Source organism: Bradyrhizobium ingae, from assembly GCF_055791185.1.
Genome location: NZ_JBVUBB010000065.1, coordinates 1 through 24715, shown reverse-complemented (window position 1 = coordinate 24715; position 24715 = coordinate 1). Strand labels below are relative to the sequence as shown.

Below are 24715 nucleotides of genomic sequence, written 5' to 3'. Positions count from 1 at the left end.
GGCGCCGAGACCGAAATAGGCCTGCTGGCCCACCGAGACCAGACCGGCATAGCCGGAGAGCAGGTTCCACATCGCGGCAAGCAGGATGTAGACGAACAGCGTGGTCAGCTTGTCCAGGACCTGGGCGTTGCCGATCAGCGGCGCGAGCGCAAGCAAGACGAGCACCACGGCCGCACCAGCTACAGCCTGCTTCTCCGCGCTCGACCAGCGCTCGACAACGAAATCGCGCGCATCACTCATGTCCAACCCCACTTCAAGAGAAGCCTCCGCCAGGTCGTCGATCCCGAACTGGCCGAATAGAACCTTGCGCCGAGCCAGATCAGGAAGACGAGATGCCCTGCAAGTTGAAAGCCCTGCGGCGAGAGTGCCGCGCCAACGCATTGCGCGACGCCGAGCACGATCCCGCCGATCAGCGTCCCCCACAGCGATCCGATCCCGCCGATCACGACCGCCTCGAACGCGTAAATCAGCTCTGTCGGACCGGCATAGGGATTGATCAAGGCGCGCATTGCCAGGAACACTCCAGCGAGTCCTGCGAGCGCGACCGCTATCGCCGCCGCGCCGCATTGCACCCGTTCGGCGTCAATACCCGACAATCGTGCGGCTTCGGCATCCTGCGAGGTGGCCCGCAGGGCACGACCGAACCGCGTTCGGCTCAGCACGAGCTGCAGCGTGCCGAGCACCGCGATCGCAACGACGAACGTCAGCAGCGGGAGCTTGCCGATCGAGATGCCGAACGGCAGCTCGAAGCTGTCCCAGGAGAGATCGCCGATATGATTGCCGAGCGAGGCCGCGTCCGAGCCGAACACGCCCTGTAGCCCATTCTGAAGGGCGGCGCTGAGTCCGAATGTGGTGAGCAAGGGCAGCAGTATGCCGCCGCGCATGGTGCGCATGAACAGCCATTTGTGCATGAACCAGCCGAGGGCCGCCATGATGAGCAGCACGGGTACGCAAGCGACGAAAGGATCAATCCCCCGCTGGGCCAGGGCAAGCACGAGATAGGCACCGAGAATCGCAAGGTCCCCATGAGCGAGGTTGATGAGGCGCGCGACCCCGAACAGCAAGGAAAGCCCGCTGGCCAGGATAGCATAGTAGCCGCCGAGCAGAATGCCCTGAATGATGGCGTCAAGCATCAGTGCTCTCCGAGGCTGGCGGTCAGACCGAAATAGGCGTCGGTGATCGCGCTGCGCGACAGTTCGGACGAGCGTCCCGCGAGCTCGACGCGTCCTTCGAGCATACAGATCAGCCGGTCGGAAAAGCCGATCGCGCGATCGAGATCCTGCTCGACGAGGATGATGGCGATCTCCCGTTCCGCCTTCAGCGCCGCCAGATTGACGTAGAGGCCCTCGATCGCCGCCGGCGACAGGCCGAGCGACACTTCGTCGAGCAGCAGCAGTTTTGGATTGCTCATCAGCGCACGTCCGATGGCGACCGCCTGGCGTTGCCCGCCCGACAAATGGGTTGCAAGCGAGCCCGTCAGCGGCGCCAGTTGCGGGAAGGCGGCGAGAACACGGTCCAGCGTCCAGGCTCCCTTGCGGCCATTCTCGCCTGCGATCATCAGGTTCTCCCGCACGGTCATGTCGGGAAAGAGCCGGCGTCCTTCCGGGGACATCGCAATGCCGCGGCGCAGGCGCATGTGGGCGGGGAGCCCCGTGACATCCTCGCCATCGAGCCACACCGCGCCGCCCGTCACTGGATGCACGCCGGCGAGTGCACGAAACAGCGTGGTTTTGCCGGCGCCATTGGCGCCGACGACCGCAAGCACCTCGCCTTGCGCGATCGAGAGGGAGACCTCGCGCACCGCGGTCAAAAGTCCGTGGCGTGCCACCACTGATTTTGCTTCGAGTAAGCTCATTCGGTGCCTCCGCCGCCGAGATAGGCGCGCCGCACCGTCGGATCGGCCATCACGACCGAAGGGTCACCCTCGGCAATGACGGTGCCTGCGTTCATGCAGACCAGCCGGTCGATCACATGGAGCAGCGCGTGCAGGATGTGCTCGATCCAGACTATGGTCATGCCCGATCCCTTCAGCGCCATGACGAGCGCGACGAGCTGCTCGAGCTCTTTCTCCGTCAGGCCGCCGCCGATCTCATCGAGCAGCAGAACCTTGGGCTGGGTTGCGAGTGCGCGCGCCAGTTCGAGGCGCTTGCGGTCGAGCAATCCGAGCGCGGCCGCCGGACGGTTGGCATGATCGATCAATCCGGTTGTCACAAGCGCCTCGGCCGCGAGCGCATGCGCGCGTGATCCCGACGCGCCCGCGCCGTGACGGGCGCCGACGCAGACATTCTCGAACACGGTCATATCGAGGAAGGGGCGCGGCACCTGATGGGTCCGCGCGATTCCGGCGCGGCAGCGCCGCGCGGCATGGAGTGCCGTGACATTCTGGCCGAGGAAGTGCACGTCGCCGGCACTGGGCGCAAGCGCTCCGGCAAGGATGCCGAACAGGGTGGTCTTCCCGGCGCCGTTGGGGCCGACGACGCCGACGGCCTCACCGGCCTCGACATGGAAGTCGACCTCTGTAAGCACCTGGAAGGTGCCGAAGTGTTTCGTGATCCCGTGGCTGGTGAGCATGGGCTGGCGTTCTTGATGCGAGATGAAAAGAGACCCGGCCGGTCCTTCGGTCCGGCCGGGTGAGCGTGTGGCTTAACCGAGCTTGTAGGGTTGGAGCGGACCAGTGATCGGTACCGCCGGAATCAGAACATTGCTCGTGACGTTGAGAGCGAACGGGAATTTGGCTCCCGTCGGCGCCTTCACCCATTGCGTGCCAACGAGCCCCGTCGTCGCGACGTTGGGAACGGGTCCCTTCGTAAAGTCCACGATCCCGGTGGTCGTCGTGACGGAAAGGGTCGAGATCGTCTTGGCGACTGCGGCCTTGTCGGTCGGATCGGACGATTTCTTCAGGGCTTCAATGGCGACATCGATCAGCGCCATTTGCGCGCCGACCTGCTGGCTCCACGGCTTGCCGCTGGCCTTCTCGAAACCATCCGCCAGCGCCTCGCACGAGATGCTCGTGACCGGTGAAGTGAACGGGAAGGCGCGGTGCCAGTACGCACCGGAGGCCATGCCGTGACCGAGCGCGCCGAGCACCTCCATCTCCTGCTCGAACAGTCCGGCCTTTGCGAGCTGGACGATCTTGACCTGCTTGGCGAGCCCCTTCTGAGCGGCCTGGCGCCAGAACACCGGCAGATCAGGCGGGAATGGGAAGGTGTTGAAGATTTCGACACCGGCCTCCCTGAACTTGGCGATCTGCGCTGAAAAATCGCCCGCGCCGTTCTGGTACGGCCCGGCGTCGACGACGGTGAAGCCCGCTTTTTCGAGCGCTGGAATCATAACTGCGCGAATGGCATTGCCGTCGGCGTCGTTGGGCAGCAGCACGCCCACCTTCTTGTTGGTGCCGAGCTTGCTCCACTGGTCGGCGTAGAGCTGCGCGAAGTCCGACGCGCCGAACGAGAAATGATAGGTCCATTTGAACGGCGAGGCCTCGCCGGGCTTGGCGCCGCGCCCGAAATAGATCGCTTCCCAGGGGGCGACCGTTGAGATGCAGGGCACCGCGGCCGCCTCGCAGGTGTCCGCCACCGGATTGACCGTCTCCGGCGTCGAGGACGTGATCACGAGGTGCACATTGTCCGAGGAAATCAGGTCCTTGGTGACCTGGCTGGCGCGGGGCGGGCTCGACTGGGTGTCCTTGAGAATGAACTTCACGCCATAAGTCTTGCCGTTGACGTTGATGCCGGAGGCAAGCGCCGTCTGCGCGAGCTTCAGGACATAGTCGTCGGCGTCGGCGAACGGGCTGAGCGGGCCCGAGCGCGCGTTGACCCAGCCGATCCGAATGACATCCTCGGTGGCGGCGAATGCGTGCCGGCTGAGCCCGCTGAGGCTCAGGCCCGCCGCGCCGGCAGCCGTACTCTTCAAGAATTGACGTCGTGTGGTCATGGTTTCCTCCTCCGGTGTTTGCTTGATTGCCGCTTGATCGTGCCGGCTTCAGCTCATCCGCACGATCGGCTTGATGACTTCGCCTGTTTCCGAGGCGTGGATCGCCTTGTTGATCTCGTCGAGCGCGTAGAACTTCACGAGCTTGTCGAAGGGGAAGCGCCCAGCTCGATAGAGATCAATCAGCATCGGAATGAAGATGTCCGGGTTCGACTCGCCTTCTACGATGCCGATCAGGCGGCGTCCGCCGCTCATGAAATGGGTCTCGTTGAGGACGATCTCGGCATCCGGTCCCGATGCCCCCAGAATGCCGCAGGCGCCGCGCGGGCCGAGGCTCTCCACGGCGCTGCGGATCACGGCGGGAAGGCCGGTGGTATCGAGCGCGAAGTTCAGCCCGCTGCCGGTGATCCGCATGATCTCCTCGACCGGGTTGACCTTGGTCGGATCGATCGTGTGGGTGGCGCCAAGGGACTTTGCGATGCTGAGCCGCGACGGCTTGGTGTCGACGGCGATGATCGTGGTCGCACCGACGACCGCCGCGGCCATCAGGGCCGACAGGCCGACCGAACCCGCGCCGAACACGGCAAAAGACTTTCCGGGCAAGACGCGCAAGGCGTTCATCACGGCGCCGGCGCCGGTCTGCACGCCGCAGGCCAGCGGGCCCAGGAGGTCGAGCGGCACATCGTTCGGCACCTTCACCACGTTCGCCTCGTGGCACAGCGCATGCGTTGCGAATGACGACTGCCCGAAGAAGTTGCCGTTGATGCGCTCGCCGTCCGTGGAAAGGCCGCTGGTGCCGTCGACGCGCGCGGCGAAGAAATTGCGCGGGAAGAATTCGTGGCAATAGGTCGTCGCATGATCGCGGCAGCTCGGGCAGGCGCCGCAGGAATTGAACGTCATCACCACATGATCTCCGGGTTTGACCTTGGTGATAGCAGCGCCGACGGCTTCGACGACGCCGGCGCCTTCGTGGCCGAGCACGACCGGCAGCGGTGTCGGCAGCATCCCGTCGCGGACGACGAGATCGGTATGGCAGACGCCGGTCGCAGCGACCTTGACGAGGATTTCGTCGGCCCGGGGAGCTTCGAGATCGATGCTTTCGAGGCTGAGCGGCGCGCCCTTTTCGCGGGCGATAGCGGCACGGATTTTCATTGGCGGGATCTCCGGTCAGAAAATAAGGGTGTTGCGGCGGCAACGGAGGTTCGGCATCCGGCGCAGCACTCGCCGGATGCCGTGAAGACAATCAGAACGGGTAGGGCGTTGCCTGCGCCTTCTCGGAGGTCCACACCCACTGCGTGAACTCCTCCCAGATCGCGGGACCGCTGATGCGGCTGCCATTGCCGGAGCGGCCGCGACCGCCGAACGGCGCGAACGGGCCACCATTCACCGTCTGGTCGTTGATGTGGAGCTGGCCGACATTCAACCGCTCGCCAACGGCGCGGGCGCGCGCCACCGAGCCGGAGATCACCCCGGCGGCGAGCCCATATTCGGAGCGATTGGCGAGCTCTACCGCCTGATCGTCCGTCTCGAAGCTGACGAGACAAGCGACGGGTCCGAAGACCTCCTCCTCGAAAGCGAGCATGCCGGGCTTTACGTCGGCGAGCACGGTCGCCTGATAGTAACGTCCGTCATGGCTGCCGCCGGCGAGCAGCCGCGCGCCCTTGGCGACGGCATCGTCAACGATCGACTGGATCTTCGCGACCTGCCCGTCGCTGATGATCGGACCGAGCGCGACGCGACCCGATGAGGGATCGCCGGCCGGCAGATGACGGGCCCTTTCTGCGATGCGGCTCGCCAGTCCTTCGGCGATGCTCTTCTGCATCAGCACCAGACCAGTCGCCATGCAGATCTGCCCCTGATGCAGGAACGAACCCCAGGCGGCATTGGACGCCGCGATGTCGAGATCGGCATCGTCGAGCACGATCAGCGAATTCTTGCCGCCGAGCTCGAGCTGAACCTTCTTGAGATGGCGGCCGGCGACCTCACCCACCTTGCTGCCGCCGGCGGCCGAGCCGGTGAACGAGATCATCGCGATGTTGGGATCGGCGCACATGGCTTCACCCGCGTCCGCGCCGCCGGGCACGACGTGGAGCACGCCGCGCGGCAGCCCGGCATCCTCGAAGATTCGGGCGATGATGATGCCGCCCGAGACCGGCGTGCGCGGATCAGGCTTGTGCACGACCGCATTGCCGACCGCGAGCGCGGCCGCGATGGCGCGGATCGAGAGCACCAGCGGAAAGTTGAATGGCGAGATCACGCCGACGACGCCGTGCGGAACGCGCTTGGCGGTGTTCGACCGGCCCGGCTCCATCGACGGCAATAGGATTCCGTTCGGCTCGAGCGCGATGGCGGCAGCATGACGCACGAAGCCGGCGCCGTGTTCGATCTCGATCGCGGCCTTCGGCTGAATCGACCCGCTCTCGCGCATGATCCAGCCGATCAGCTCTTCGGCATTGCGATCGAGGAGGTCGGCCGCCTTGTTGAGGATTGCAGCGCGCTCCTGCGGAAGCTTTGCTGCCCAGGCCGGCTGGGCGATACGCGCCTCGTGCGCGGCCTTCGCAATGTCCATCGCATTGCCGATGCCGACGGAGCCGAGCACGGCGTGCGTCGCGGGATCACTGACATCGGCCACGCCGCCGCCGGTTGCCGACCACTCGCCAAGGAATGCCTTGCCCTGCCATCGCTCGACGGCAATGAAATTGTGAGCCTGCGTGTTCATCGAATCGTCCTCCCATGTCCCCGCGATGCGCGGGCTGTCGTTGCAGGACCGCGCGGCGCGCGATGACTGCGGCGTTAAGGGAGGGGAAACAGATCCAAGGGCGAACGCGAGCAATGCGCGAGATCGCCATGAGCCGGACGAAGAGGGCCTCCATCCGTCGTGCTCGGGACTGTGGGCCAGCCCTCTTGTTTTCGTTTTCCTCCCGTTGGCTAAGGGAATAGCAAGGCCGGTGCCACGTCCGACTTGAGTCGGCGACGATTTCCTCAACTCTCTTAATATAATAATTATTTCATATAGATACGTCACTTTAGAGAGTAACGGATCGGGGTTGCCGCTTACGCTCTCAGTCCACCCACTTTGTGAAATAGTGAAATATTGCTAAGGTCGATTTCATTATTTGATGAAGTTGAAAAGCCGGCATGCCCGACAAGAAGACCCTGATTTCGCTCGCCGAGGCGTCGCGCCGCGCGGCGCAAATCCTCAGCCGGGGTGCGAGCAGCGAGCTCCACACCAGTGCGCCGCCGACCTTCGACGACCTTGCGGAGTCCCTGCATTTCGCGCTCGGCGATGGCCGCATCTGGCTCAACGACCAGCGCATGGTGTTGATGCAATCGCAGGTCTTGGGAAGGCTGCGCGCCGAGATCATCGATGCCTTCGGGCTGGAGACGGCCAAGGCGATCTTCATGCGTGTCGGCTACATGCAGGGTGCGCGCGACGCCGCGCTGATCCAGAAGCGCTTTCCGAACGAAGACCTGACACATGCGCTCGCGGCGGGACCGCGGGTGCACACGCTGGAGGGCTTCGTCAAGGTCACCACGCGACACTTCGAGTTCGACCGCGACAAGGGCACCTATTTCGGCGAATTCTACTGGGACGATTCGTCGGAAGCGGCCGAGCATCTTGCCAGCTATGGTCTTGCCAATGAACCGGTGTGCTGGCTGCAGGCCGGCTACCCCTCGGGCTACACCACAAAACTGTTCGGCAAGCCGGTGATCTTTCGCGAGATCGAGTGCGCTGGGATGGGCGCGCCGCGCTGCGTCATCATCGGCCAGCATGCCGATGCTTGGGGCGATGACGCGCCGGAACGGCAATATTTCGGCCTCGAATGGAAGAGCCGCCCGCTTTACGCCGGGGCGAAGGCCCCGGTCGCCGAACAGGAGGCGCCTGCCGATCTCGATGCGAAGAGCGATGTCGCCGTCGGCGTCTCCGCCGCCTTCGTCCGCACGCGGCGTCAGCTCGAGCGCGTCGCGGCGACCGACGCGACCGTGCTGTTCGTTGGCGAGTCCGGTGTCGGCAAGGAGCTGTTCTCCAGTCAGCTGCATGTGATGAGCCGGCGCAGCGCGGGCCAGTTCGTCGCGATCAACTGTGCCGCGATCCCAGAGCAACTCGTCGAGTCCGAATTGTTCGGCGTCGAGAAGGGCGCCTATACCGGTGCCATCGCATCGCGCGCAGGCTATTTCGAGCGCGCCTCGGGCGGCACGCTATTCCTGGACGAGATCGCTTCGCTCACCTATTCGGCACAGGGCAAGGTGTTGCGCGCGCTTCAGGAGCGCAAGATCGAACGCGTCGGCGGCACCAAGACGATCTCGCTCGATGTCCGCGTGGTCGCAGCATCCAATGTTGATCTCAGGGCAGAAGTCGCGGCCGGCCGTTTCCGGCAAGATCTCTATTTCCGCCTCTGCGTCTTTCCGATCGCAATCCCACCGCTGCGCGAGCGGCGCGACGACATTCCGCTCCTGATGGCGCATTTTCTCGGCGTCTATTGCGCGCGGCACGGCCGGCGTCTCACCGGCTTCAGCCGGCGCGCGACCGACGCGCTGCTCAAATACAACTATCCCGGCAACATCCGCGAATTGCAGAACCTTATCGAGCGCGGCGTGGTCTATGCCGATGACGGGGGTGTGCTCGACGTCGGCCATCTCTTCAGCGGCTCCGAGCTGCTGCCGCCATTCTCGATCCAGCTCACCAGCGAGGGACGGCTTGGACGGATGCCGCTTCGCGCGGGCGACGCGCAAGCGGCGGAGGCGCCGTCGCCCGGCCAAGGCGCATCGTTTGCGGATGTAGAGCGTGCCACCTATGAGGCAGCTTTGACGCGCGCGGGGGGCAACGTCTCGGCCGCCGCGCGGGCGCTCCGGATCAGCCGGGCGCAGCTCGACTATCGGCTGCGCCGACTCGGTCTGACCGATAGGTCGCGTTCAGGTCGAACGTAACAGCCTTCTGACGATTGAAGATACTATGACAGCAATCAGCCTCGATCGGCACGGAATCGGACTTGGTGTAGCTTAGCGTCGGCGAAATGCCGCGGCGCGACTCGGCCACGGCAACGTGGCATGGAGCTTGCTCGTTCTAGACGCGAATGTAACAATTGTCTTACGTGGTCGCTCTGACCTTCAACAGCCTCATGGGCCATCACCTCCGACAAGCTCCGATAATCCGGTATGGATCTTCGCCAACTTAGATATTTCGTCTTCGTCGCGGACCTTCACAGCATCGCGCGCGCATCACTTACCTTGGCGTGGCCGGGCCGGCAATCAGTCGGTCTATCAGTGCTCTCGAGGAAGAACTGCAAACTCCGCTCTTCGAGCGGGATGGTCGTGGCATGCAGGTGACGCCCGCCGGCGTCCTTCTGTATCGCGGCGCATCGCAAATTCTTCGGGACGTCGAGCTCGTCGGCCAGGAGGTGATGGCCGAGGGCAAGCACCTCGCGGGGGATGTCATCATCGGCGCGACGCCCTCGGTCATCGCCATGGCCGGGGCGGAGCTCGTCGGGACAAGAGTCGATTGAGCGATGAGCAACGTCAATGCGAACACCCGAGGGCGCTCGCGTACGAGAGCGCACGTTAGCGGCAGTTTGAATATTTCCGGACACTAAGGGCGACGAGGAAATTTTTGGCGAATGCGCCAGCCACAGTGAGGCGTCGCGTCGAGGCTAGTCTGCCCATGTCGGCAGCAAATTTCCCAAGCGTTCGCCGCCGTTCACCGGCGTCTTATTCAACCATTATTCAACGAACGTGGCTGAAGGGCTACCTAAGTGCCTGAGATTGCTGGCGCTCCCTAGGGGAATCGAACCCCTGTTTCAGCCTTGAGAGGGCCGCGTCCTAACCGCTAGACGAAGGGAGCGTGAGGGACAGGACATAGCCGCGAAATCCGCCGGCGGCAAGCCTCGATCAGGGGCGAAGAGGCCTGATATGCAAAGTGACTGCGGCTGAGGCTTGACCGTGCGACGGCCGATCGGGCTGCTAACCAACCAAACCGCCGGGAACACTCACGGCGTCTTCAGCTTTTCGATCGCGGCGGCGCCGGCAGCCGGCTCCAGCCGAAACAACCCCGCTCCCGCAAATGCGGACTTCAATGGCGACGTCGACCGGATCTGCTGCCCGCTGCTGCCTGCGATGGCCTGATTGAGAAGATCCTGACCGATGGGGCCGGTCCGCTGCGTCCCGATCCCAAAATAATAGGTCTGGCCGGCCTCGATCGGGACTTCGACTTCGTAGTCCGCCATGGCCATCGTCGTGTGCGAGGCGATCTTGTAGGTGCCTGGCGGCCGATCGACGACGAAGAACGCCCCCATCTCGAGCTTGCCCACGGGCTTGTCGTCGATCTTGATCTCCGACGAGGCGGCCAATCCGCCCATCGCGCCCAAAATGCCCTTCTCGCGCAGGAAGTAGAGCCGCGCGAGCCGAGTGTCCTTTGGTTTGGCCTGAGCCGCAGGCTTTTTGGACTGCGCAGGACGTGCAACCTGCTTGGTCTGCGGTGCAGTCTGGTCGGGCTGCGCTGAAAGCGCCGCGGCTCCGGCAAATGCGCCCCACCCGATGATGAACGCAATTGCAACGACGCGTGACTTGATACGGCCCATTTCCTGTCCCAGCCCGAATTCCCCGGAAGGGAGCTAAATCAGAAGTTGCGGCACAGGACAACACGGACCGGAATGCGGTCGACAATTTCAGCCGCAACGCGTGTCGTCCGCCTTACGGCTCGTCGGCAAATCTCAGCTTTCCGGCCGGCTTCAACGTGTGCACGTCGAAGGTGCGGATTTCGGTCGCTCCGCCCACGTCGAGCGTGATCACGAGCCGGTCGCCGGCAACTGCCGCCCCGACGATCTTCGCACCCTTCGGCAGGGTGGCGGTGACGTCGCTCAACGCATCAGCCGCCCTTCCCTCGGACTTGAAAAGGCGGTAGCCCACGGCAATCAGGACGGCGCAGATTGCCAGCGCCGTGGTCAACCCCGCGATCAGCATCATCCGTCGGATCCGCGCGAACAGCGCGGCTTGCTCGGAGGTCGGTTCGGGAACAGCGGTTTCGGTCGTCATGCAGGGCTCTGGGTCAGCGCAAAGGTTGGAAGTCGTCGTCGCCGGCGATGAGGGTTCGGCCCGGCTCGATCGGGTGCTGGCCGCCCGCCTGCCGGACCTGTCGCGATCAAGGCTGAAAGCCCTGATTCTGGCGGGCTCGGTGACGTTTCGTTCGGAGGCGATCCGCGACCCCGCTTATCACGTCGCTCCCGGCGATACGATCACAATCGACGTACCGGAAGCCGCCCCCGCCGAGCCCAAGGGCGAGGACATCGCCCTCGATATCGTCTTCGAGGACGACGACATCATCGTCATCAACAAGCCGGCGGGCCTCGTCGTGCACCCGGCCGCCGGGCATGAGACCGGCACGCTGGTGAACGCACTGATCGCCCATTGCGGCACCTCGCTGTCCGGCATCGGCGGGGTACGCCGGCCCGGCATCGTGCATCGGCTGGACAAGGACACGACCGGGCTGATGGTGATCGCCAAGAACGACCTTGCCCATCAGTCGCTGTCGGCTCAGTTCGCCGACCATGGCCGCACCGGCGAGATGCGTCGCGGCTATCTCGCCTTTGCCTGGGGTGTGCCGAACCGGCAGCGCGGTACGGTCGATGCGCCAATCGATCGCCACCCGCATGCGCGGGAGAAGATGGCCGTCCGGCAAAGCGGCCGCGCGGCGGTGACGCATTGGGAGATTCTCGAGAGCTTTGCGGGGCGCGACGGAAAGCCGGTGGCCTCGCTGCTTGCCTGCGAACTCGAGACCGGCCGCACCCACCAGATCCGCGTTCACCTGTCCCACATCGGCCACCCCCTTCTTGGGGATGCGGTCTATGGCCCCCATTTCAAGACCAAGGCAAACCAGCTCGGGCTCGAATCGCAGGCTGCGCTCGCCGCCCTTGGCCGGCAGGCCCTGCATGCTTATCTCCTGGTAATCGAGCACCCGAGGAGCGGAGAACTCCTTCACTGGGAACAGCCTCTGCCGGAGGATTTGCTTCTCCTCGAAGGGAGGCTAAAAGCGGCGCTATGACGCAGGCCGCTTCAGAAAAGCTTTACATTACAAAAAGTTATAGCAGCCACACGGGGACGTGACGTCAGTAATCCTTCCCTAAATGCCCACCTGTGGGGTATATTGCGCCTGCGTTGAAAGATCGACGCGGAACATCGCAGCGCGACTGGCTTTAACCAAGTGGTCGTCTGCCTGGCCCGCCGCTATCGGGGGCCTGAACCTTTGGAGGGCGCAAGTATGGCCCGTGCAGCCACGTTGCCGGTTCTGAATGGAGAATCCGGCCTTTCCCGTTACCTCGCCGAAATCCGCAAATTCCCCATGCTGGAACCCCAGCAGGAGTACATGCTCGCCAAGCGTTGGCGCGAGCATGATGATCGGGATGCGGCGCATCAACTCGTCACCAGCCACCTCCGACTCGTGGCCAAGATTGCCATGGGCTATCGCGGCTACGGCCTGCCGATCTCCGAGGTCGTCTCGGAAGGCAATGTCGGCCTGATGCAGGCGGTGAAGCGATTCGAGCCCGAGAAGGGCTTTCGTCTCGCCACCTACGCCATGTGGTGGATCAAGGCGTCGATTCAAGAGTACATCCTGCGTTCCTGGTCGCTCGTGAAGATGGGCACCACCGCGAACCAGAAGAAGCTGTTCTTCAACCTGCGCAAGGCGAAGAGCAAGATCTCGGCTCTGGACGAGGGCGATCTGCACCCCGACCAGGTGAAGCTGATCGCGAACCGCCTCGGCGTCACGGCCCAGGACGTCATCGACATGAACCGCCGCCTCGGCGGCGACGCGTCGCTGAACGCGCCGATCCGCGACGACGGCGAAGCCGGCGAATGGCAGGACTGGCTGGTCGATAACTCGCCCAACCAGGAAGCCTTGATGGCCGAGCACGAGGAATACGATCATCGCCGTGACGCACTGAACGGCGCCATGGGCGTGCTCAACCCGCGCGAACGTCGCATCTTCGAGGCGCGGCGCCTTGCGGACGAGCCGATGACGCTGGAAGACCTCGCAGCCGAGTTCGGCGTGTCGCGCGAGCGCGTCCGCCAGATCGAGGTCCGTGCCTTCGAGAAGGTGCAGGCCGCGGTCAAGGGCACGATCGCGAAGCAGGAACAAGCAGCGCTGGAAGCCGCGCACTAAGCGCGAGATTTTTCAGCGCCAGAAATTGGCGGATCGAAGAGTGTCAAAAGCCGGCGGCGACGCCGGCTTTTTTGTTTAGGGTGCGCGAGCGCCAGGCACTGGCGCTTCCCTTCTCCCCTTGCGGGAGAAGGTGGCGCGAAGCGCCGGATGAGGGGTTTTCTCCGCGAGTCGCCCGCTACAGATTCACGCGCGGAGAGAGACCCCTCACCCGGCTTGGCTTTCGCGAAGCCACCTCTCCCGCAAGGGGAGGTGCAGCGAGTTTGCGGTGAGAAACTCCAATAAAGCGCCTGCCCCGTCCGATCATGCGCCCGTCACGCCGATTTGCCCGACAAGTCAAACTCTTCGATGCGCTCAGGCAGTCCTTGCCGGCCGTGGCCGGGCTACTTTGCATGGGGTTGTTTTCGAGATTTGAGTTCAGACCCGGCGGGGCTGCAGCGAGCGATCTCTACTCGCCCCACCCTCTTGCCATCTTCGCCAAGGCGCAGCCTTCGCAGTAGCGGGCGTCCTTGAAGTCGATCCAGTTGTGCGCATAGACGTGGTCGAGCGGGATGGCGTAGCGTGCGCGCAGGACGGCAACGAGGATGCGCCACGCCGTAACTTGCGCCTCGGTCGGCCCCGTCGTCACATCCGGAAAATTGCCGGCGAACTCGACACCGATCGAGTTGTCGCGCACGACCTGATGGTAAGTCGTGCTGTTGTCGATGAACTTGTTGTCGTTGCGATTGGCGCCATCGCCGTGGGTCGGCACGAGATTCTCGGGGACGGCCCAATAGACTGTGCCGTCGGTTTCGACCCATATCGTGACGCCGCGTCGCGTCGGGTTCTTCGATTGCTCCAGCGCTCCCATGCGGGCCGATCCTGCCGGCCCCTCGGTCTGGTGCACGATGATGTTGTGCCAGGCATGGGCTGCAGTGACATCGCTCCAGGGCGCGAGCCAGACCATGTGCAGGCCGGGAATCGTCGGCGTGCCCGAGACCCGTGCCAGTCTGGCAAGATCGGGATCGGTTGCGGCGGCCGGAGCAAGCAGCGTAATGGCGGCGAGCAGCGCCGCGAGAAGGCGGGTAAGCATGAGGCGAGTCCGTTGCGTCCGCACTCTAACATGCGTCAGGCGAATTTGCGTGCCGCTTCCGCTGGCAGTTGCGGCGCGTCCGGCTGGAGCGGCGGCGCGGCATCGTAGACCGCGAAATCGTTCTTGCCGCTCTTCTTGGCGGCATAGAGCGCATGGTCGGCGTTCGCCATCAGCCGGTCGGGGAATTGACCGATGTCGCGCTCCCACTGCGCGATCCCGATCGAGACCGCGATCGGAATCTCGCCTCCGGAGCAGGTTTCGGCATCCCTGCGGCAAACGTCCAGCACGCGGCGCGCAATCGACGCGCCCTCGATCTGGGTCGAAGACGGCAGCACGATACAGAACTCGTCGCCGCCGGTGCGGGCGAGCATGTCGCCGGGTCTGAGGCGCGTCTGCGCCATCAGGGTGAAATGCCGTAGGCAGGCATCGCCCGCGGCATGTCCGTGGGTGTCGTTGATGGCCTTGAAGCCGTCGAGATCGATGACCAGCAGCGAGAACGGCTCGCCGCTGCGTTCGGAGCGGGCGCATTCCTCGGTGAGGCGCTGCAACAGGTGCCGCCGGTTGGCGACGCCCGTGAGGTCGTCAAGCAATGCGAGATCGGCGACCTCGTTGCGCAGGCGGTCCATGGCCATCAACAGGAAACCGAAATTGAGCGTCATCGACAGGAACAGCAGCGCCAGCACCATGATGGCGTGTGCCTGGCCGCCGGCCAATGCGGAGAAATCACCGCCGAGCACGTTGCCGACCGCCCGTCCGGCGTAGATGCCGATGATCACGATGATGACGAGGCCGGCGAGCCGCGCTCCCGGTGCAGCCCTGCCTTCCCGCTCCGACCACAACAGCTTCAACGTCAGTGCGAGCGGCACCGACTGGCCGAGCGAATATGCGATCATGCGCAGCGGCATGCTGAAATAGACGAACGTCAGGAAGAGCAGCGCACCCATGCTCAAGCCTACGATCAGCGCGGTGGCGCGCCAGGAGACCGGCCGGTCGTAGAAGCGGCGGATGCCCATCGCCGCGAGGCAGGCGGCAAGGATGACGCAAGCTCCGCCCAGGACGAGCGGCAACAAGGAATCGACGAACAGGCGGGTCAGCGCCGCGATCGCGCCGCCGGCACCGACGAAGGCCGACGCGGTCCAGTACCGCGCCGCTTCGAGCTTGGGATAGGCGCGCGCCACATAGGCCCAGATCAGGCCAAGCGCCAGGAAGTTGACGACGAATACCGTCCAAATTGTCGGTACGCTCAGCATGACGGCCGTAGCGCGTGCATCGCCCCGCCCCCCGCAACTGGTCGCTGTTTCTTCATCACCATCCCCGGTTTCTTGCGGGGACAATGCGCGAGCGGCGTTTAACGGAGTCTCACTGCGCTCTCCCAAGCCCGCTTCTTGGTTTTGGATTGATGAATCGCGCGAGCGGATTCGGAGATTATTAGGCATAGGGCGCCGACGTCGCCGGCGCCGAGGCACGGCTTGATCGCAGGTATCGCAAGGCGGATTTCGCGGACGGAAATCACCCCTGAAGACGTTTGAGCTGTGGATAACGCAATGACAGTGGCGTGACAGCGCGGGGCAGGCGCCCGCGAATCTGCTGAGTTTGGTGTCGAGGATGTTGCGAGGCTGGCCCTCCGCCGAGCATCCCTCGTGTCGCGTTCCACCATTAACCCTTGAGAGGATACTATGGCTAAGAAAGCGAAGAAGGCGAAAAAGGCGAAGAAGGCCAAGAAGGCGAAGAAGAAGTAACGCTACTTCTTGTTCTTTGCCCGGGTGGAGCCTCGCTCCGCCCGGGCTTCAGTGGGACGGATTTGAAACGGCGGGCGCAAGGCCCGCTTTTTTATTGGCCAAACGTAGACCGCTTCATTGCCCTCTTCCCGCAAGCCAGGAGAGGTGAAGGGCCTACCGCTCTGCAAACGCGAGCTTGGCGCCGAGCGCGGCAAAACCGGCGGCAAAGCTGCGGCGCAGCCAGGCCATGACGCGCGGACGGGAAATGACGCGCTCGCGGACGGAAGCGGCAAACAGGCCATAGACGACGAACACGGCAAAGGTCATCGCCATGAAGACGCCGCTCAATTCCAGCATCCGCGCCAGCACACGGGCCTCATCAGTGGTGATGAACTGCGGCAGGAAGGCGAGGAAGAAGATCGAGAGCTTTGGATTGAGGATGTTGATCAAGAAGCCGGTGACGATCACCCGCCAGCTCGAACGCTCCTTGATCCGCCCCTCGACCGCCAGCGTTCCGGTCTCGCGCAGCGCCTGCCAGGACATGTAGAGCAGATAACCCACCCCGCACCATTTCAGCGCGGCAAAGGCGAGCGCGCTGGTGTGGAGCACGGCGGCGAGCCCAAGCATCGCCGCCGTCATATGCGGCACGATGCCAAGCGTACAGCCGAAGGCGGCAGCGACGCTCGCCCGCGAGCCGCGCGTCAAGGCGGCCGCCAGCGTGTAGAGCACGCCGGTGCCGGGGGATGCGATCACGATCAGGGAGGTGAGCAGGAATGACCAGGTCATGCCCCGACCCTATCATCGCTCCTCACCGCAAAAAAGCCGGCCCGACAATGAGCCGTCAGGATGGCTGGGCAGCCTCCGCCTCGCGCAAGACATCCAGCGGCGCCCAGGGCTTGGCCCAGAACTTGGCACCCTTGGGCAAGGGTTGCGCCAGCGGGCGGCCGGACGTCACGACCACCTCGAGCGTGGGATTGCGCTCCTTGGCGATATGCGCGAGCTCGACGCCGTTCATCCGCCCGGCAAGCTGCACGTCGGTCATCATAAGACACAATGCGCCGGCATTTTTTTCGAGCACGCGCTCGGCGGCCTCAGCGCTCTCGCACTGAATGACTTCATAGCCGCTTTCCTCAAGCAACAGGCAAAGCATGTCGCGCTGCCCGGCATCGTCCTCCACAATCAGTGCAGCTGCGCGAAACGGCTTTGCTTGTCCCATGGGCACGCTCCCAATGCTGGATGTCACGGCTCGACCTATCATGAGTTAAAAGGGGAACCGCAAATTGGTTCTGCTTCGGACCGAAAAAATGTAAATGATTGTTCCCGACGATGAAATCATGGAGCTGAGATGACTGCGATCCGAAGCGCCGCCGCCATCACGGGAGCGGCAAGCGGCATCGGCCGCGCGCTTGCGATCGAGTTCTGTCAACGCGACTGCGATCTCGCACTCGCCGATCGCGACGAGGCCGGACTGAAGGCGCTGGCTGCCGAAATTGGAGGCAGAAGCAAGGTCAGCGTGCATCGCGTCGATGTCGGAGACGCCGGCGAGATCGCGCGGTTCGCGACCGAGGCGGTCGCGGCACACCCCGATCTCAACATCCTCGTCAACAATGCAGGCGTCACGTTGCTCGGTTCCTTCGAAGAGATCGATCAGGCGCAGATGGAGTGGCTGTTCAACATCAATTTCTGGGGCGTGGTTCACGGCACGCGCGCCTTCCTGCCGCATCTGAAGGCGAGACCGGAGGCACATATCGTCAATCTGTCCTCCAGCTTCGGCATCATCGCGCCGCCGGGGCAATCGGCCTACGCGGCGTCGAAGTTCGCGGTGCGCGGCTTTTCGGAGAGCCTGCGCCATGAGCTTGACGGCGCGGGGAGCGCGGTGAAGCTGTCGGTGGTGCACCCCGGCGGCATCGCCACCAACATCGTACGCAATTCGCGCACCGGCGTCGGCGTCACCGACAACGCCCGCCGCGCACGGTCGATCGAGTGGTTCGAGAACGCCGCCAAGACGACGCCGAAAGCCGCCGCCTTGCGCATCATCAAGGGCATCGAGCGCAACGAGCCGCGCATCCTGATCGGCAACGACGCCCGCTTCATGGATCTCCTGCAGCGCTTCCGCCCGGGGACGTATTGGAAGCCGCTACAGCGACGGCTGGAGAAGATGGCGCGGGGGAAGTGAGGGCGGCGCTCAGCAATGCCTCTCTGTCAGTCGTCCTGGCGAAAGCCAGGACCCATAACTACCGCAAATAGTTTGTCGGAGGCCATCAGTTGCTCAGCCGACACACGTGACTACGAGCCGTCGCAACAACGCTTCCCTTGGGGTGATGGGTCCTGGCTTTCGCCAGGACGACGGTGGAAAGATTTTTCGCGACTAAGCGCCCCCCTTACTCACTGTCCCATCAACCGATCGGCAAAATAGCCGATGGTCTTGCGATAGATCAGCGCCCTGTTCCACTCCCGCATGGCTTCGAAATTGGCGGTGCCTTCGCCGTAAGGCTGGCCCATCTTGAAGCCGTTGGTGTGAAGCAGGTTTGCGGTCGAGGCGAGCACGTCGGCGGCGCTGTGGCGCAAGTCGACGCGACCGTCGCCGTCGAAATCGACGCCGTATTTGATGTAGGACGACGGCAGGAACTGCGTCTGCCCGATCTCGCCGGCATAGGCGCCGATCAGGTCGCGCAGCGGCAGGTCGCCGCGCTGCACGATCTTGAGCGCGGCGAGCAGCTCGCCCTGGAACAGCTCGGTGCGGCGGCAATCATGGGCAAGCGTTGCGAGCGTGCGGATCACCGGCAGCTTGCCCATGTCGCCCTTGCCGAAATCGCTCTCCAGCCCCCAGATCGCAACAAGGATCTGTCGGGGCACGCCGAATTGCTGCTCGATGCGCGAGAGCAGCGCGGCGTGGCGCTGGAGCAGCGCGCGGCCGCCATTGATGCGGCCGGGACCGACGCGGGTCGAGACATACTGTTCAAAACTCTTGTTGAAGGTGTAGCGCTGGCGCCGGTCGAAGGCGAGCACCGCGCCGTCCTGCGTCACGCCGCTGAATGCTGCGCTGGTCACGCTCGCCGAAACGCCTGCGGCCTGCGCTTCTGAGGCCATGCTGGCGACGAAGCTGTTGAAATCCCCACCGCAGCGGGCGGCCTGCGCCGAGCCGCTGGCCACGAGAACGACGGATGCGATGGCCAGGCTCAGTCTCAGCATGTTGAAAAATTCCTCTCATCTTTGCGCGAAGCAGCGCGCGATCATGCCCGGGAACAGGACTTGCGTCAAAGCGGCGCACCAGCTCGGCGCCAGAACCGATCGCGCTGCGGTTGCGACTAATGCATTGCGCTCCCACCCGCCCTCCGAAACCGCACGAGATGCCCATGCCCATTCCGCGCCAGACGTTTGGATTGCCTGCCCTCGTTGTTCTGCTCTCCCTCGGCATGTCGGGCGCGGCGCCAGCACAGACCCGCGATGTCGCGGGCGGGCGGGACTATCCCGGCATCGGACGGTTCGGCGGCAGCGTGATCACGGGCTATGTGACGAAGGATTTCGACGCGACGCGGATGCAGGCAGCGGCCTTCAGGGACGGCCAGCCGATCGACGCGCGACGGCTGGAAGGCCGCGTCGTCCGCATCGCCTACCGCACCAATCCCGGCCCCTCGATCCTCGAGGTGTCGCGCAATTTCGAGACGCAACTTGCAAAGGCCGGCTTCGAGACCCTGCTCGCCTGCGATACGGATGCCTGCGGCGCCATTCCCTTCACGGAAAGCGTCGACACGCTGCCGGTCCCGCAGATGTGGGTGGACGGCTTCAACTACCGCTATTATGCGGGACGCAAGAGCGAGGGCGGGCGCGAGACCTATGCCAGCGTCATCGTCAGCCAGAACAACCAGGAGATCTATGCGCAGCTCATCGTTGCCGAGCTCGGCGCGATCGAAAACAAGATGGTGGATGCCGCCGCAATGGCAAAGGGCCTCGGTGAAACCGGGCACATCGCGCTCTATGGCATCTATTTCGATACAGACAAGGCCGTGCTCAAGCCGGAAAGCCGTCCGACGCTGGAGCAGATTGCAAAGCTGCTGACAAGCCAGCCGCAGCTCAACGTGTTCATTGTCGGCCACACCGACAGCCAGGGCGCCTACGACTATAATCTCGATCTGTCACGCCGCCGCGCCGAAGCGGTCGCGACCGAGCTCGTGAAGAGTTTTCGCATCGCACAGACGAGGCTGCGCACGGCAGGCGTCGGACTGCTCGCGCCGGTCGGCTCCAACGCGACGGACGCCGGCCGCGCCCTCAATCGCCGCGTTGAGCTGGTGGCACCGTGATACTTTCTCGTCATTCCGGGGCGGCCCGAATGGCCGAGCCCGGAATCCATTCAGCCGCAGAGCCGGCGGCAAGATGGTTTCCGGACTCGCGCTTCCGCCTTCGCTCTTCGAGCTATGGCTGACAAGCTGCGCACCGGGGAATGAACGAGCGCGAAACTCCGCCCATGACGGCTTGATGCTTCGTGCGCCGGTGCTAACCTCGATCCACCGGTGCAGACAGAGCTGTACGTCATGCCCAACGACCAGCAACCTCCTCGAACAACGCGCCTGGCGCTCCTGCGCGTGCCACTGTTCCGGCTGCTCGCGATCAACCTTGCGATCGGCGCCTGTGCTGCGACGCTGCTTGTCGGCGGGCTGCTGCTCATCAATCCCGCCCATTTGCGTGATCTCATCGTCGCCGACAGTTCGCCGGCAGTTGCAATTTTTCTCCTGCTCGGCTCCTTCCTCGTCACTTTCGGCTCGGCCGCGATGGGCAGCGCCATCATGGCGCAGGGGCGCAAGGAGGATAACGGTGGAGGTAGCGGCGGAAAGCTGCACCTGGCGCCGCACAAGCTGATCGACGACCCGCGTTAGCGGTCCGGCCCTGAAGCGCCGCCTTAACGCAAACTGTCAAGCGGCTTTCCCTCGCGACAAACGAGCGACACGTTTGCGCGAAGATGTTTTCTCAAACAAATAACCGGAGGCGTGATGATGATTCAGCCCGATCTCATCACGCTTCGCGCCCGCGCACCGGCGAAATTCTATTCGCGCGCATGGAACCAATGCAACCCGCTACCGCCGCGTACAAACGCGGCGAGTTCCAATCGCGATGGCGATAGTTCGATGGGCCAATCAAATCATTCGAATCTCAAACATAAAATGCACGTCGATTAACATATGCGTGTCGCGCGCGACGCGACACCGCTCCGTCACAATTTCTTCTTGCCAGCACATCGAAGGAGCGGTAGAATTCTATCTTAAGTTGTTGTCCCTGCCAGCCCCGGGCAACGCTGAAGACCAAAAATAAACGGCGGGCTTTTCGGCCCGCCGTTTATTGAGGCTGAGGGCCGCACCAGACCTGACGCGGCGTTTGACGCTGCCATTTCGCAAACAATTGTCGTCGATCGATTGCGCTGGTCGACTCCGCGGCCACAAGCTTCCCCACCGGCAGCCGGCAAAGCCATTTGACTATGGCGGCCTGATCGACCACAAGCTGGCCATGGCCAAAAAACCCGGAACCAATCCCAAAGGCGAATTCGCCTTCTTCAACGTCGTCTATGAAGACGACTCCCAACGCTCCAACCGCCGCGTGCCTGCCGAACTGCTCGGCGGCCTCGACGGCGACGAGCCCGCGCGCAGCTTCATCATGGAGCAGGACCGTGAGATCGCCGAAAAATCCGGCCGGCCGCCGCTGGCGATCAAGAGCCTCGACCGGGTCGGGGCGAAGAAGAAGTAGGCCGACATCGGCAGGCGCTCACCAGCGCCCGCTACGCCTATTCCAGGCAAACAGCAGGTCGGCAAATCGGTCATAGAAGAACCGCGTGAACGGCAGCGCCACGCGATTGCCGAATAGCGCCGCAAGCCACCCCTCACCTGGCGTCAGCCTCCACAGCGCGATCGCGACATCCGCGCCAACGATGAGCCGGCCGGCCTCATCGGTCGCATGCAGGCGCCGCCTGATGTCGTCGAGCGAGGCGCCAAAGTGCGCCAGCGCATCGGGCTGCTCGTTGGTGTCCCTGAATTCGACCGTGCCCGCGCGCACCAGCGCCAGCAGCTTGTTGCGCTGCCAGTCGATGCCGGCATCGCAGACGGGGCAGCGGGTGTTGTACCAGACGGTGAAGTGTTTCGACACGTTACTGTTGAACTTCGATACTAGCGCGCGTCGCAGCGTCACGGACGCACACCGCTTAGGAGTGAAGAATAGCCGGCAAATATGCCAGCCACCCACTGCTGGCGACAACTCATTAGACTGGACGCAAACTCCCCCTAAGGTAGCATCCTATTCGTTATCGACCTAAAATTAGGTTTTAGTTATACGGATAATAAGCAAATCCAGCTGGGAGATCGAGGAAACGATGATCGATTTCAATAATCTAAGGAAGCCGGACGCGAGGACAACTCCGACTGATCCTCGCGAGATATTTAAGAGGCGACCGTCTGGTGAAGGCGTAGCCAATGATTTGTGGCGCGGTCAGGCCGAAGCGCTTGAGGGTTGGTTCAAGGATCAAAAGGATGAAACTCTTATCCTGCTTAATACGGGAGCTGGAAAAACGATCATCGGACTCTTGATCGCGCAGAGCTTAGTAGCTCAGGGAACCAAAAATGTTGTCTACGTATGCAGCACCATCGATCTCATCAAACAAACTGCGGCCGAGGCAGCAAAGCTGGGAATTCCTGTAACCATCCGCGCGGAAGGGGACTTCGACAACGATCTTTTCAGTCAAGGGAAAGCATTCTGTATTGCAACTTATCCAGCTTTATTCTTTGGTTTCCGAGCGAACAAGCCCGGAGCTCTTATTTTTGATGACGCGCATGTTGCCGGAAAGTCGATACGCGATGTCTTTACGCTATCGATTTCAAAGAAGGATCACACTCAGCTTTATGCTGAACTGCTGGAATTTTTGAGGCCGATATTCACTGACTACCATCAGAAAATGGAGTTTGAAGCGGCGATCCGAGAGAACGAAGAGTCAGGGACAGTCCTACTTAGCCCGCCATGTGCTACATTCGATATGGCTGGCAAACTCTCGTCGGTAATCAATCCTCATATCAACGAAAAGGATCGATCTCTCTACTTTCCATGGCCATTTATCAGAGACCATTTGAAGTACTGCGCTGTCTTTGTGGGGCGCGGATCAGTTGAGATCACCCCACCGTTTCTTCCTACTCTTACGCTCCCCGCTTTTGGCCGCGACGTAAAGCGGGTGTATCTTTCGGCGACAATAAATTCGAGAGCCGACTTCACGAGAATATTCGGCCACAAGCCTGACAAGACAATCGCACCAGATGTTGATGCCGGGGACGGAGAACGCCTCTTCGTCTTTGCCAGCAAGTTCGAAAACGGCTCCGTTGACAAAGCCATCGTGCGCAACATGGCCGAGCAATCCAAGGTTCTAATCGGCGCACCAAGTCGACACCGCGGAAAGCAATGGGATTTCGCTATCCAACCAACCGCAAAAACGTTCACGAACGACCTCGACCGCTTCCGACGACAAGCCACCGGAGCCTTTGTACTTGCGGGACGGTTCGATGGCATCGATTTGCCTGGCGCCCAATGCAGATCAATGGTCGTGGACGGCTTGCCCGCTGGCGGTAACCTGATCGAGCAGTACCTTTTTGAGAAGCTGCAAATGGATCAGTTGCGTTCGAACACCTTGAGCGTTCGCATTACGCAACTCCTCGGACGCATCATTCGCGGAAGACAGGATTTTGGATTCTTTATAGTCGCGGATCGCCCGCTTGAGAATTGGCTGAAGAATGAACGGAATCGAGCTCAACTCCCTGAATTACTCAGGCGACAGCTATTCTTAAGCGAAGCCATTGAAGATCAAGTTCCGGGTAAGCACACCAAGAAATCAATAATCGACACGATGAACAAGGTGATTAGTCGTGATGCAGGTTGGGTAAATTACTATCGAGACAACATCAACGATATGGATGTTCCGAAAGGGAAGTTGCAGGAAAACGAGCAGAACAACTTAGTCCTGGAGAAGGCAGGCAAGAGCGAAGTCAGATTTATGACAAAGCTCTGGGACAACGACCCCGAAGGCGCGGCTAAGGACCTCGAAGAAGAAATTCGAGAAGTCGCGATAGTCGATCCCATGTTAGCCGGCTGGTATTCTATTTGGGCAGGAGTCGCCTACTACTCTGCAAACAAGACTGATGCCGCTTACGATTTGTTCGACGAAGCTCGTCGCAGAATCGGGAAAAACCTACCTCTTCCTCGTAGAGCCGTGAACGAGGTTGAGAAGAAAACAGACCCGCAGACTCTAATGGAGGAGGCGGTTCGACAAATTGTGCTGACGGATCTTGCCAAAATAAACGATAGGATTGCCAAGGCGCGCATCCTCGCAAAAAATGCATTCTCAAATGCAGCAACCCACAAGCAATGCGAAGAAGCGGTCAGAGCGATTGGAGCGACTCTGGGATTTGTATCAAGCAGGCCTTGCACTGATCACGGGAAAGGACCCGACAACCTCTGGCTGGACTCATACAGCAAGCAGATGATTGCTTTTGAGCTCAAAACTGACAAAACCACCGAAAGCACGCTATCGAAGGATGACGTAGGCCAAGGCCACAATCACATCGAGTGGCTTAAAACTCATTATCCTAACACCAAGCTTCATGGTCTTATCTTTCTTACTGATGCTCAAAAAGTGTCAGAGAAGAGCGACCCTTCGGAAATGATGTACTTCGGGACGCAAGCTGAACTCCTAAAGGTGTGATGGGGTGGACGCCCCCCTCGACGGCATCAATGTGCCAAGATGGTGGTGTTGAAACAGCCACTGCAGAGAAGGAGCGTCCGCCATGGAAGTTAGCACGATCGGAATAGATTTGGCGAAGAATG

At 62.4% G+C, this 24715-nt stretch carries 23 protein-coding genes, 1 tRNA gene and 1 pseudogene; 9 read left to right on the top strand and 16 right to left on the bottom strand.

The window, feature by feature from the left end; translation table 11 throughout:
- The 7 genes and pseudogenes from ACV1FX_RS40365 to ACV1FX_RS40335 form a co-directional block, all read right to left on the bottom strand.
- Positions 1-240: pseudogene (locus tag ACV1FX_RS40365) on the bottom strand (branched-chain amino acid ABC transporter permease); the annotation flags it as partial.
- Complete coding sequence (locus ACV1FX_RS40360) at positions 237-1133, bottom strand: branched-chain amino acid ABC transporter permease (protein ID WP_473123045.1); 897 nt, start codon at positions 1131-1133, stop codon at positions 237-239. The pseudogene ACV1FX_RS40365 and the gene ACV1FX_RS40360, both read right to left, overlap by 4 nt.
- On the bottom strand, positions 1133-1855 hold the full coding sequence (locus ACV1FX_RS40355) for an ABC transporter ATP-binding protein (protein ID WP_473123044.1): 723 nt from the start codon (positions 1853-1855) through the stop codon (positions 1133-1135). The genes ACV1FX_RS40360 and ACV1FX_RS40355 overlap by 1 nt, the downstream gene beginning before the upstream one ends.
- Positions 1852-2571 (bottom strand): ABC transporter ATP-binding protein, encoded by a 720-nt coding sequence (locus ACV1FX_RS40350; RefSeq protein ID WP_473123043.1) that lies wholly within the window; start codon positions 2569-2571, stop codon positions 1852-1854. The genes ACV1FX_RS40355 and ACV1FX_RS40350 overlap by 4 nt, the downstream gene beginning before the upstream one ends.
- Before the next feature lie 72 nt (positions 2572-2643).
- A complete protein-coding gene (locus ACV1FX_RS40345; protein ID WP_473123042.1) occupies positions 2644-3933 on the bottom strand; it encodes an ABC transporter substrate-binding protein in 1290 nt (429 codons plus the stop codon).
- Positions 3934-3981: 48 nt separating this feature from the next.
- Complete coding sequence (locus ACV1FX_RS40340; RefSeq protein WP_473123041.1) at positions 3982-5082, bottom strand: NAD(P)-dependent alcohol dehydrogenase; 1101 nt, start codon at positions 5080-5082, stop codon at positions 3982-3984.
- Between the two features lie 91 nt (positions 5083-5173).
- The gene (locus ACV1FX_RS40335) at positions 5174-6649 is read right to left on the bottom strand and encodes a benzaldehyde dehydrogenase (protein ID WP_473123040.1); all 1476 of its coding nucleotides are present in this window, start codon (positions 6647-6649) and stop codon (positions 5174-5176) included.
- Between the two features lie 419 nt (positions 6650-7068).
- On the opposite strand from ACV1FX_RS40335, the gene ACV1FX_RS40330 reads away from it, so the two are divergent.
- Positions 7069-8859 carry a sigma 54-interacting transcriptional regulator gene (locus tag ACV1FX_RS40330; RefSeq protein WP_473123039.1) on the top strand — a complete coding sequence of 597 codons (1791 nt, stop codon included), beginning with the start codon at positions 7069-7071 and terminating at the stop codon, positions 8857-8859.
- Positions 8860-9164: 305 nt separating this feature from the next.
- Entirely contained in the window at positions 9165-9434 is a 270-nt protein-coding gene (locus ACV1FX_RS40325; RefSeq protein ID WP_473123038.1) for a LysR family transcriptional regulator, read from the top strand.
- A gap of 260 nt (positions 9435-9694) precedes the next feature.
- Here ACV1FX_RS40325 and ACV1FX_RS40320 read toward each other — a convergent pair.
- The 3 genes from ACV1FX_RS40320 to ACV1FX_RS40310 form a co-directional block, all read right to left on the bottom strand.
- Positions 9695-9769, bottom strand: a tRNA-Glu gene (locus ACV1FX_RS40320).
- A gap of 145 nt (positions 9770-9914) precedes the next feature.
- The gene (locus tag ACV1FX_RS40315) at positions 9915-10505 is read right to left on the bottom strand and encodes a DUF2846 domain-containing protein (protein WP_473123037.1); all 591 of its coding nucleotides are present in this window, start codon (positions 10503-10505) and stop codon (positions 9915-9917) included.
- 112 nt (positions 10506-10617) lie between these two features.
- Entirely contained in the window at positions 10618-10959 is a 342-nt protein-coding gene (locus tag ACV1FX_RS40310) for a hypothetical protein (protein ID WP_473123036.1), read from the bottom strand.
- Here ACV1FX_RS40310 and ACV1FX_RS40305 point away from each other — a divergent pair.
- Both ACV1FX_RS40305 and rpoH read left to right on the top strand, forming a co-directional pair.
- Positions 10958-11965 carry an RluA family pseudouridine synthase gene (locus ACV1FX_RS40305; RefSeq protein WP_473123035.1) on the top strand — a complete coding sequence of 336 codons (1008 nt, stop codon included), beginning with the start codon at positions 10958-10960 and terminating at the stop codon, positions 11963-11965. The two genes, ACV1FX_RS40310 and ACV1FX_RS40305, sit on opposite strands and share 2 nt — an antisense overlap.
- 216 nt (positions 11966-12181) lie before the next feature.
- Positions 12182-13081: an RNA polymerase sigma factor RpoH gene (gene rpoH, locus ACV1FX_RS40300; RefSeq protein ID WP_473123034.1), complete on the top strand. Its 900-nt coding sequence runs from the start codon at positions 12182-12184 to the stop codon at positions 13079-13081.
- A 445-nt stretch (positions 13082-13526) separates the two neighbouring features.
- Here rpoH and ACV1FX_RS40295 read toward each other — a convergent pair whose 3' ends face one another.
- The 4 genes from ACV1FX_RS40295 to ACV1FX_RS40280 form a co-directional block, all read right to left on the bottom strand.
- Positions 13527-14150 carry a peptidoglycan recognition protein family protein gene (locus tag ACV1FX_RS40295; RefSeq protein WP_473123033.1) on the bottom strand — a complete coding sequence of 208 codons (624 nt, stop codon included), beginning with the start codon at positions 14148-14150 and terminating at the stop codon, positions 13527-13529.
- Between the two features lie 35 nt (positions 14151-14185).
- Positions 14186-15400 carry a GGDEF domain-containing protein gene (locus ACV1FX_RS40290; protein ID WP_473123032.1) on the bottom strand — a complete coding sequence of 405 codons (1215 nt, stop codon included), beginning with the start codon at positions 15398-15400 and terminating at the stop codon, positions 14186-14188.
- 642 nt (positions 15401-16042) lie between these two features.
- On the bottom strand, positions 16043-16654 hold the full coding sequence (locus tag ACV1FX_RS40285) for a LysE family translocator (RefSeq protein ID WP_473123031.1): 612 nt from the start codon (positions 16652-16654) through the stop codon (positions 16043-16045).
- Positions 16655-16709: 55 nt separating this feature from the next.
- On the bottom strand, positions 16710-17084 hold the full coding sequence (locus ACV1FX_RS40280; protein WP_473123030.1) for a response regulator: 375 nt from the start codon (positions 17082-17084) through the stop codon (positions 16710-16712).
- Between the two features lie 129 nt (positions 17085-17213).
- On the opposite strand from ACV1FX_RS40280, the gene ACV1FX_RS40275 reads away from it, so the two are divergent.
- The gene (locus tag ACV1FX_RS40275) at positions 17214-18044 is read left to right on the top strand and encodes an SDR family NAD(P)-dependent oxidoreductase (RefSeq protein WP_473123029.1); all 831 of its coding nucleotides are present in this window, start codon (positions 17214-17216) and stop codon (positions 18042-18044) included.
- A 209-nt stretch (positions 18045-18253) separates the two neighbouring features.
- Here the strand turns inward: ACV1FX_RS40275 and ACV1FX_RS40270 are convergent, their stop codons facing one another.
- The gene (locus tag ACV1FX_RS40270) at positions 18254-19060 is read right to left on the bottom strand and encodes a lytic murein transglycosylase (protein WP_473123028.1); all 807 of its coding nucleotides are present in this window, start codon (positions 19058-19060) and stop codon (positions 18254-18256) included.
- A gap of 158 nt (positions 19061-19218) precedes the next feature.
- On the opposite strand from ACV1FX_RS40270, the gene ACV1FX_RS40265 reads away from it, so the two are divergent.
- From ACV1FX_RS40265 to ACV1FX_RS40255, 3 genes are all read left to right on the top strand, one after another.
- Entirely contained in the window at positions 19219-20169 is a 951-nt protein-coding gene (locus ACV1FX_RS40265; protein WP_473123027.1) for an OmpA family protein, read from the top strand.
- A gap of 231 nt (positions 20170-20400) precedes the next feature.
- Positions 20401-20742, top strand: coding sequence for a hypothetical protein (locus ACV1FX_RS40260; protein WP_473123046.1), 342 nt, complete (start codon positions 20401-20403; stop codon positions 20740-20742).
- Between the two features lie 625 nt (positions 20743-21367).
- A complete protein-coding gene (locus tag ACV1FX_RS40255) occupies positions 21368-21604 on the top strand; it encodes a hypothetical protein (protein WP_473123026.1) in 237 nt (78 codons plus the stop codon).
- Positions 21605-21622: 18 nt separating this feature from the next.
- Here the strand turns inward: ACV1FX_RS40255 and ACV1FX_RS40250 are convergent, their stop codons facing one another.
- Complete coding sequence (locus ACV1FX_RS40250; protein ID WP_473123025.1) at positions 21623-22042, bottom strand: thiol-disulfide oxidoreductase DCC family protein; 420 nt, start codon at positions 22040-22042, stop codon at positions 21623-21625.
- Positions 22043-22223: 181 nt separating this feature from the next.
- On the opposite strand from ACV1FX_RS40250, the gene ACV1FX_RS40245 reads away from it, so the two are divergent.
- A complete protein-coding gene (locus ACV1FX_RS40245; RefSeq protein ID WP_473123024.1) occupies positions 22224-24593 on the top strand; it encodes a DEAD/DEAH box helicase family protein in 2370 nt (789 codons plus the stop codon).
- Positions 24594-24715: the final 122 nt, after the last annotated feature.